The organism is Agrobacterium sp. LY4 (assembly GCF_001526585.1).
Lineage (GTDB): Bacteria > Pseudomonadota > Alphaproteobacteria > Rhizobiales > Rhizobiaceae > Agrobacterium > Agrobacterium leguminum.
This window is the reverse complement of the sequence record NZ_ASYA01000025.1, coordinates 20,838-28,983: the sequence shown is the minus strand read 5'-3', so window position 1 is coordinate 28,983 and position 8,146 is coordinate 20,838. Positions and strand designations below refer to the sequence as shown.

The 8,146-nt window shown below is 59.6% G+C and carries 9 protein-coding genes and 1 tRNA gene; 4 read left to right on the top strand and 6 right to left on the bottom strand.

Features of this window, described 5'->3' with window-relative positions:
- Window positions 1-767 (bottom strand): porin (locus L904_RS19815; protein ID WP_059775521.1); only part of this gene is annotated, 767 nt, incomplete at its 3' end.
- A gap of 617 nt (window positions 768-1,384) precedes the next feature.
- On the opposite strand from L904_RS19815, the gene L904_RS19810 reads away from it, so the two are divergent.
- On the top strand, window positions 1,385-1,909 hold the full coding sequence (locus tag L904_RS19810; RefSeq protein WP_031234275.1) for a chloramphenicol phosphotransferase CPT family protein: 525 nt from the start codon (window positions 1,385-1,387) through the stop codon (window positions 1,907-1,909).
- Window positions 1,910-2,003: 94 nt separating this feature from the next.
- Here the strand turns inward: L904_RS19810 and L904_RS19805 are convergent.
- A tRNA-Ser gene (locus tag L904_RS19805) sits at window positions 2,004-2,094 on the bottom strand.
- 162 nt (window positions 2,095-2,256) lie between these two features.
- On the opposite strand from L904_RS19805, the gene L904_RS19800 reads away from it, so the two are divergent.
- Together L904_RS19800 and L904_RS28220 are read left to right on the top strand one after the other, a co-directional pair.
- Window positions 2,257-2,598 (top strand): hypothetical protein, encoded by a 342-nt coding sequence (locus tag L904_RS19800; protein WP_020812132.1) that lies wholly within the window; start codon window positions 2,257-2,259, stop codon window positions 2,596-2,598.
- Between the two features lie 89 nt (window positions 2,599-2,687).
- Window positions 2,688-2,864 (top strand): hypothetical protein, encoded by a 177-nt coding sequence (locus L904_RS28220; protein ID WP_003524115.1) that lies wholly within the window; start codon window positions 2,688-2,690, stop codon window positions 2,862-2,864.
- A gap of 1 nt (window position 2,865) precedes the next feature.
- Here the strand turns inward: L904_RS28220 and L904_RS19790 are convergent, their stop codons facing one another.
- A complete protein-coding gene (locus L904_RS19790; RefSeq protein WP_035262200.1) occupies window positions 2,866-3,666 on the bottom strand; it encodes an aldolase/citrate lyase family protein in 801 nt (266 codons plus the stop codon).
- 7 nt (window positions 3,667-3,673) lie between these two features.
- Window positions 3,674-4,891 (bottom strand): NAD(P)/FAD-dependent oxidoreductase, encoded by a 1,218-nt coding sequence (locus L904_RS19785; RefSeq protein WP_020809518.1) that lies wholly within the window; start codon window positions 4,889-4,891, stop codon window positions 3,674-3,676.
- Window positions 4,892-5,197: 306 nt separating this feature from the next.
- Here L904_RS19785 and L904_RS19780 point away from each other — a divergent pair, with 306 nt between their 5' ends.
- The gene (locus L904_RS19780) at window positions 5,198-5,542 is read left to right on the top strand and encodes a hypothetical protein (protein WP_020809517.1); all 345 of its coding nucleotides are present in this window, start codon (window positions 5,198-5,200) and stop codon (window positions 5,540-5,542) included.
- Between the two features lie 155 nt (window positions 5,543-5,697).
- Here the strand turns inward: L904_RS19780 and L904_RS19775 are convergent, their stop codons facing one another.
- Window positions 5,698-6,894 (bottom strand): ZIP family metal transporter, encoded by a 1,197-nt coding sequence (locus tag L904_RS19775; RefSeq protein WP_020809515.1) that lies wholly within the window; start codon window positions 6,892-6,894, stop codon window positions 5,698-5,700.
- Window positions 6,891-8,036, bottom strand: a complete 1,146-nt coding sequence (locus L904_RS19770; protein ID WP_020809514.1) for a multicopper oxidase domain-containing protein — start codon at window positions 8,034-8,036, stop codon at window positions 6,891-6,893. The genes L904_RS19775 and L904_RS19770 overlap by 4 nt, the downstream gene beginning before the upstream one ends.
- Between the last annotated feature and the right edge of the window lie 110 nt (window positions 8,037-8,146).

Here is an 8,146-nt window from a genome sequence, read left to right as displayed (position 1 = left end):
GCGCCAGAAGCCCAAACGCCGGAGAGGCCAAATGTGCCCGGGCCGATGTCAGCCGTGACGATACCGCGGATTGCGCCTTCTTCTGCATCGGTGTCGTAGCCGCCGAGCAGGTTAGCGTTTACGCCGCCGAACTTGGCGCCAACGATAGCGGAGATACCAACGTTGTTCGGGCCTTCGAACGAACCGCCCTTTACGAAGTCGTTGGAAATGTTGGAAGTACCGCGAGCAGCGTCCAGTTCTTCAACAGCAACGCCAACGTAGAAAGAACCAGCGTCGTAGGTGTAACGGATGGCGTTCAGACGAGTCTGGTTCGAGCTGAGGCTGTCAACTTCGCCGGAGAGACCATCATCCCACCAGTTGTAGTAGTAACCGACCTTCAGGCCGCCGAGTTCGATGAAAGCCTGATCAACAACAACGCCACGGCTGGAATCGTTGCTAGCCTGACCGCGCAGACCGATGTAGCCGCGCAGAGCGCCGAGCTCGGTGTCGGTGCGGGTGTCGATGTTGAACTGAGCGCGCGTGAACGAATCCCAGTCAGAAGTGCCGGACTTGTTACGGCCGAAGTCGGTCTGGAAACGAATGTAACCGTCGAACTTCAGGCAGGTTTCGGTGCCGGGGATGTAGAAGAAGCCGGTGCCGAAAGCGTCGCAAACGCGAACGTATTCCAGGGGCTCGGGCTCAGCAGCGACGATAGCGTCAGCGGCCTGTGCGCCGGATACTGCTGCGAGAGCCGCAGCGGAGCCGATCAGAAGGCTCTTGATGTTCATGGTTGACCTCCAGTCAAAGTTTTTAAGTGGGTCTGGGTACTTTCGCTGAAGGACAGCATTCCCTGCCCCATTCCCGTGTTCTTAGAAGCCAAACGATCCACCGCCTCGCTTCTGGTGGTGAAAATACAAAAGGTTTCGCCGCTTGCAATCGCCAACATCCGATAAATAGCATTTACGTATATGCTTCATTTCGGTTTGTTGCGGAAACAACACACAGTGCGCAGCCGGCCCGCGGGCGGCTTTACCATGCGTTAAGAAATTGCTTGAAAATCCGTTAGTTAGCGAGGTTAACAAGGTCTTTCTAAACTACTGGCTTTTTCGGCGAAACCTTGCCTCGCCGGGCAAGGATGATGGAAACTTTTGCTTCGTTCCCGCCTGCATCTGTCATGCCGCGACAGCGCGTATGAAGAAACAGCGGAAAAAACCATGCCTTTTGCCAACGATTCCTCGCCCAACGATTCGAAGGGCTTCCCCCGGACTGGTTACGGCACCGACATGCCGCCACCAATCCGTATCGACCGAAGACTTGATTGACGGCGCGACATCGCGCTTGAAACACTATCCTTTAATATCGATTCACGAGTGCCAATTCGAAACAGACGGAAGAACGAATAGACATGCGGAATGGTCGTATTATTTTATTGAATGGCACCTCGAGTGCCGGCAAGTCGACGCTCGCCAAGGCGCTCAGGGCGGCGCTGACGGAACCCTTCTGCTATTACGCGTCGGATCAGCTTGCCGATGGCGGCTTTCGCACCATCAAACAAAAAACACCGCATACCGGCCTGAGCAATGAGCGCGCCAGGTTCTTTGACGGTTTTCACCGCTCCATCGTGTCCTTTGCCGAAGCTGGAAACGATATTGTCGTCGAGCACATCGTTGAAGAGGCAAGCTGGGCACGGCAATTGCGGGCGTTACTCGCACATCTGGACACGTTTTGGGTCGGCGTGCATGCTCCCCTCTCGGAGATGGAACGACGCGAGCGGGAACGCGGGGACAGGACAATCGGGGAAGCGCGGTATCATTTGAAAACACATGATTACTGCCGGTACGACATCGAAGTCGACACCGCCGAGCCTGTTGATTCGCTCGTTTCTTCCATAATCGAGACCTGGCGGGCGCGACCATCCGCGACTTCATAGTTCCACGGCTGCGCGCATTTACAAAGACGCGTGCGGTTGTGATCTGGAACTGGAGGAAACTGTTGGGCTGGGATTTTCCGGTCTTGTGCCGAAGTGGCGGAGAGGATGGGATTCGAACCCACGATACGCTTTTGACGTATACTCCCTTAGCAGGGGAGCGCCTTCGACCACTCGGCCACCTCTCCGGTGCGGCCTGATTATTGCGTAAAAAAAATGATTGCAAGGCTTTTTCGCCAAGAAGCACAAAAACCTGTTGGCTGAACATCCTCCTGCGAAACTTTGCGGGCCTTTCGGGAACTTCTTGCAGGCCGGCACGTTCTGCCTTCGGTAACAAAAGAGGTGTTCTAATGGCTCAGACCAAACTGAATGTTGTCGAAGACACGATCGAAAACCAGATTGCGGAGCTGCGTTCGCAGATTGCATCCCTCTCCAAATCCGTATCCGCCCGCGCGGAAGGTGTGAGCGAGGATGCGTCCGAATTTCTGGATGAGGCGCGCGGACGCGTTCGCAAGGCCGCGCATAATGTCCGCGCCCAGGGCCAGAATGTCGTGGAAGCCGTCAAGGAAAATCCCGGCACGGCGACCTCCCTGCTGACGATCGTTGGCGCACTCGGTTTTGCCATCGGTTATGCGGTTGGTGCGAGCACGCAGCAGAACTCGTCGAACAGCAGCCTTTATCGCTGGCGCTGATGGCCGCATCGAATTAAAATTGAGGCAAGGCGGGTCAGTCCTGCCTTGCCTTTTCGTATGGGTTTGAAATGTGATGAATGGGGGCGGATATGCGGTTCAGCGACGATCTTGAAGCGGCTTTGTCGGATTTTGCGAGGGATCACGGCGTCGACAGGGATGAGGCCATCCAGCGCATCATTCGCGCCGCGCTTATCAATACCGGTTATCTCGCCTCCGGCGAAGAAGGCATTCCGCCGGAAAAGCTGAACGCCAGCAACGACGACTGAATTAATAGCCAGACCGGGATGGCGCAGGCGCTGCCCCGCCCTTGTAACGGGCCGAGAGCGCACGCAGGGTACTGGCGAATTCAGTCACATCCGCACCGACGGCCACGAAGGACGCGCCGAGTTCGAGATAGCGACGATTATAGGTTTCGTTGAAGGTGAGAATGCCGGCGGCCTTGCCCGCCTTGACGATCTTGACGATGGCCGCCTCGATCACCGCCTGCACTTCCGGCTCGTCTATCCTGCCGAGATAGCCCATATCGGCGGCCAGATCCGCCGGGCCGATGAAGACGCCGTCCACGCCCTCCACCGCAAGAATATTATCGAGATCGTTGATCGCCGCGCGCGTTTCGGCCTGCACCAGCAGGCAGACGCCGTCCGAGGCGCTGTCGGCATAGTCGGTTATCATGTTGAAGGCGGAAGCGCGGGCAACGGCAGCGCCCATGCCGCGAATGCCGCGCGGCGGATAATGCATGGCGCTGACCAGATCCTTCGCCTGGGCCGCCGAATCGACCATCGGCACCAGAAGCGTGCGCGCACCCGCATCCAGAAGCTGCTTGATCATCCAGCTTTCGCCGACCGGCACGCGCACGACGGGCTCCGCAGGCGATGTGGCAAGGGCGCGCAGCTGATCGATGATGCTGCGCAGATCGTTCGGCCCATGCTCGCCGTCGATCACCAGCCAGTCGAACCCCGCCGTACCGGCGATTTCCGCCGTGATGGCCTCGCCCATATCGAGCCAGAGGCCGATCTGCGGCTTGCCGGCATGGATGGCGGTTTTAAAACGGTTTTCGGGAGCAGGCATGATGTCCTCAGGAAAGCAGTAATTTCAGATCGGCGGAAGCATCCGCCAGGATGGCGCGATCCGGCTCCGCGCCGGTATCGAGCAGTTTCTTGCCCGCGACATAGGCCTTGGCATCGTTGACGGCATCCACCGCCACGAATCGCCCCTCGCGGAAATACCAGACGGACCAGCTGCCCTCACGCGCGCCCTGCCTCAGCATCGTCTCGTCGTAACCCAGGTTGAAGCCGGCGATCTGCAGCTTGGCGTCATATTGATCCGACCAGAACCATGGCTTCGGATCATAGGCGGCTTCAGCCCCGGTGAGCACGGCAGCGGCCGCCTCGGCCTGATCGACTGCGTTCTGTACCGATTCGAGACGCACGTGCTGGCCGCGCCAGGGCAGCAGCGCGCAATCGCCCACGGCATGAATGGCGCTGTCGGAGGTGCGGGTGTGGTCGTCCACCACGATGCCATTGCCGACATTAAGGCCCGATTCGCGAGCAAGGCGGTCATTCGACGTCACGCCGATGCCGACAATCACAAAGTCCACATCCAGCGTCGAGCCGTCGGAGAGTTCGGCAGCGGCCACCCGGCCATCCATGCCGACAAGGCGCACAAGGCCGGTCTTTTCGCGAATGGAAACGCCGTGGGCCTGATGAATGCCGCGCATGATATCGGCGGTTTCCTTCGCCGCCACACGCTGGAGAATCCGGTCGGCCATTTCGATCAAGGTCACGTCGAGGCCGAGCTTGCGCGCGACGGCCGCTGCTTCGAGACCGATATAACCGCCGCCGATTACCAGCAGCCTGCGGCCCGGCTTCATCTCCTCCATAAGCCGGTCGGCATCGCGCTTGTCGCGCACGGTCAGGACGCCTTCCAGATCGCCGCCGATACTGGCGGGCAGCAGGCGGGGAGCCGCCCCGGTCGCCAGTACCAGCCTGTCATAGGAAAGCGTGCTGCCGTCCTGCATGCGCAGGGATTTGGCGGCACGGTCTATCTCCTCGACCCAGGTGGAAAGCCGGATATCGACATCGTTCTCCGCGTACCATTCTTCCGGCCGGAACATCAGCCGGTCGAAGCTCATCTCGCCGAGGAGGTATTTTTTGGAGAGCGGCGGCCTCTGGTAAGGATAGGCATCCTCGGAACCGACGATGGTGATGGGGCGCTCATCCTTCAGCGCCCGAAGCTTCGACGCCAGCGCGAAAGCGGCCTGCCCCGCCCCGACGATTACCAGCCTTCCCGTCACAGTCCACTCCCAGAAGAATCACGAAGCGCCGGTCCTGCCGGGCCTCGCGAAGCGATATTGCAAGGCTCAGGCGTAACGCCAAGTACGGCCCCAGTCAACACCAGCCCCGTGCAAGCGTGACGCAGTATCAGCACAGGCTGCAACCGGATGGGACCGAAGGCATTTCCATAGCGGAAACATCGGCTTCCGAAGGGAAGATTGGTCGAGATCGAGACAGAGAACAGACAATTGCGCGCATTTCCTTCATGCCCTGGCAAGGAAGCGGCGTTAAAATCGGCATCAAAAGAGGCAATCCGGGAGGTTGTCATGGCTTTGCATATGGATCCCCGTCAGAACGTCCCCCAGGACGAGATGTACGAGAAATTTCAGATCGACCGGCCCGGCAAGATCACCTTCATCGGGCATCATCTCAGCGCCAAGGACACCATGCGCTGCCTGGTCCGGACCATTTCCCTTTACGGCGCGGAACTGGATGTCAGCCCCGATCTGGAAATGCCGGCCAATTTCTATCTGGAAATTCTCGGTATCCGCGATGAGATCGGCTGCACGCTGATCCGCCGCGAAGAGGAAAAAGTGACGATCGGCTTCAATATGCTGATCGATGCGGAGTTCCTGCACCATGTGCGACGCCTGAGCTTCGAGACATCATGACGACCGCTGCAAAAGCGCGGCTTACGGAATAGGCATGCGAAGCGACGGGACCGCCACCTCGCTGTAGCTGATAGATTCGGCATCCAAATCTGCCGCCCCGTTCTTCCGGCTCACCGCATCGCAGGCGGAGATCGGGAATATCGGGGCGGCCGTCATCATATCTTCACGACCGCCGCCGTGACGTACATGAACATTATTCCCGCTCCGAGGCCGCCGAGGATCGCCGGAGACAGGGAGAGAGAAGCGAAGTTGCGGGCGTTGCTGCGGACCATATAGGCCGAGACCTCGACAATGACCTGCAGGATGGCTCCCGCCCCGATGGCGAGCGCGAAAGCCGTCCATTGCGGTGCATAAGCGAGACTGCCGAGCCACATGCCAAGCACCGCCGGGCCGCCGGCCAGAAGGGTAAGCCCGGCGAAAATCCACAATGACGGCCGTTTTTTGAGAATCGGCGCGGCGATGCCGATACCCTCGGTAATGTTGTGGATCGCAAAGCCCAGCACGAGAAACGCACCGAGCCCCGCCGAGCCCGCCGCAAAAGCTGCGCCGATAGCCAGCCCTTCGCCGAAATTATGCAGGCCGATGCCGAGCGCGATGTAAGTCGCGAGCGCAAGCCCGGTCGGCGTGCCATGCCGGCGGCCAACCGCCATCAGGATCAGGAAGGCCGCAAAGGCGCCGAGCACGACCATCACCCGGCCCTGAAACAGCGCCGCCGTTTCGCCGGCGATTTCCAGCGCCTCTTCCGTCATGTCGATAAGAAGATAAAGCAGCAGGCCGATTGTCAGCGCCAGCAGGAAATTCATGCCGCCCTGGCCGACATTGCGCAAAGCGGGATAGAACATCAGGCCGATGGCGACGGGAACGACGCCTACGATGATGCCGACCAACGCCTGAATCCAGAGTTGTCCGGATGTCGCGGTGGGCGTCGGCACCGCCACGGCGATCTCGTGGTCGAAGCTCGCGCCGGTGTTGGTGACCACGGTGACGGCGTGGGTATCGGCGAGATTCCACGGAAAATCGATATTGAGCCAGACGGACGACCCCCTCGGAATTTCACCCGGAGGCGATTGCGTGAACGTCCAGTAGGCCGCATCCACCTGTACCTGCGCTATCGTCATCGGCTCCGAACCGCCAGCCCGGACCAGCAATTGCAGGCCCCTGTCGTTGAGGATGGTGCGCTCGAAGGTGAGGTTCTCGACGGGCGGCGCGCCGTTGTCGAGCCGCCCGAGCGGGTCGGCGGCGAAAATCCAGGCGATGGCGGCGGCCAGCGCCAGAAGCGGCAGGACGATCCAGACGAGCGTGAGGCCGGAGCGGGCGGGCGCGGATGTTTTCTTCGTTTCCATGACATTCATGACAGCGACTCCACGACATCGAACATGCCCATCCAGCCAAGTTCGGTGAACTCCGTCTGATGGGGGTGGAACATATAAAGTCCGGGCTCGTGCTCGGCGAAGCTGAATTCCAGAATGCCGCGCTCCGCCTGGCACTGGGTGATGAGGTCGACGGTCTGCAATGTCGGCGTCAGCGTCGTTCCCTGATTGAAATAATTGAAGAAATTCGCATGCAGATGGAAGGAATTGATCGGATCGAATTCCAGCACGTTGACGAGATAGATGCGCACCGGCTTCGAGCGGAGAATTTTGATCGGCTTCTTGGCGAAGGCGTGTGCGACCGTATTGACGGCGTAGAACTCGTTCTCCTCATCGAAATTGGTGTCGAAAGCGTTCGACACCATCACCATTTCCTGCCAGCCCGCATTTTCCGGCGTGCCGAGCAGGCGCGAGCGGGCGACCTCGGCGTGCTCGGGATGCCGGTCTGGATCCGGATCGATGATGAAGGCGCCGTACATGCCCTTGTGCATGTGCCGGCGCAGCGGCACGTTGTGGCAATGATACAGATGGCAGCCGAAGGGTCTGGCGTCGAATTCATAGGTGAATTCACCGCCCGGATCGACCATGCCCGGCGTGCCCGGAATGCCGTCCATCCTTGCTGAATGAATGCCGTGGAAGTGAAGGGAATGCGGGTGGGAACCGTAATTCCTGAAATTCACCCGGATACGGTCACCTTCCCTGGCGCGCAGGGTCGGTCCCGGCACGCGGCCATTGTAAGTCCAGGCCGGAAACATGACACCGGGTGCAATCTCGATATCCTTATCCTCGGCGGTAATCTCGAAGGTGCGAAGGGTGCGCCCGTCTACGGTGCGCTCCACCGTGCCGGTTTCCCAATCCGTCAGCATGTCGTGGGGGTCGAAACCGTTGGTTTGCGGATCGACCTCGCCGACCGTCATCATCGAACCATGCGCGCCGTGGGCTTTCGCCGCGCTATCGGCCGGAGCCGAGCCCGGCGCTGCCGCCCCGTGAGCTGAATGCGCGGTCTGGCCGGAGGCGCTGGTGGCCAGAAGCGCCCCTCCTCCCGCAGCCACGAGCCCGCCGGCGAGTAACCCTCTGCGGCTGACCAATTCACCCGTCAATCGCGTCGGTGACGTCTTCTCCATTTGCGACTTTCTTTCCATTTTCATCTCTTGCGGCGGCTGTTTGTCGTGAGAACTATCGATTTCATTTGCGTTTTTGCAATTAAGAATCATTTGCAATAAAAATAACTATA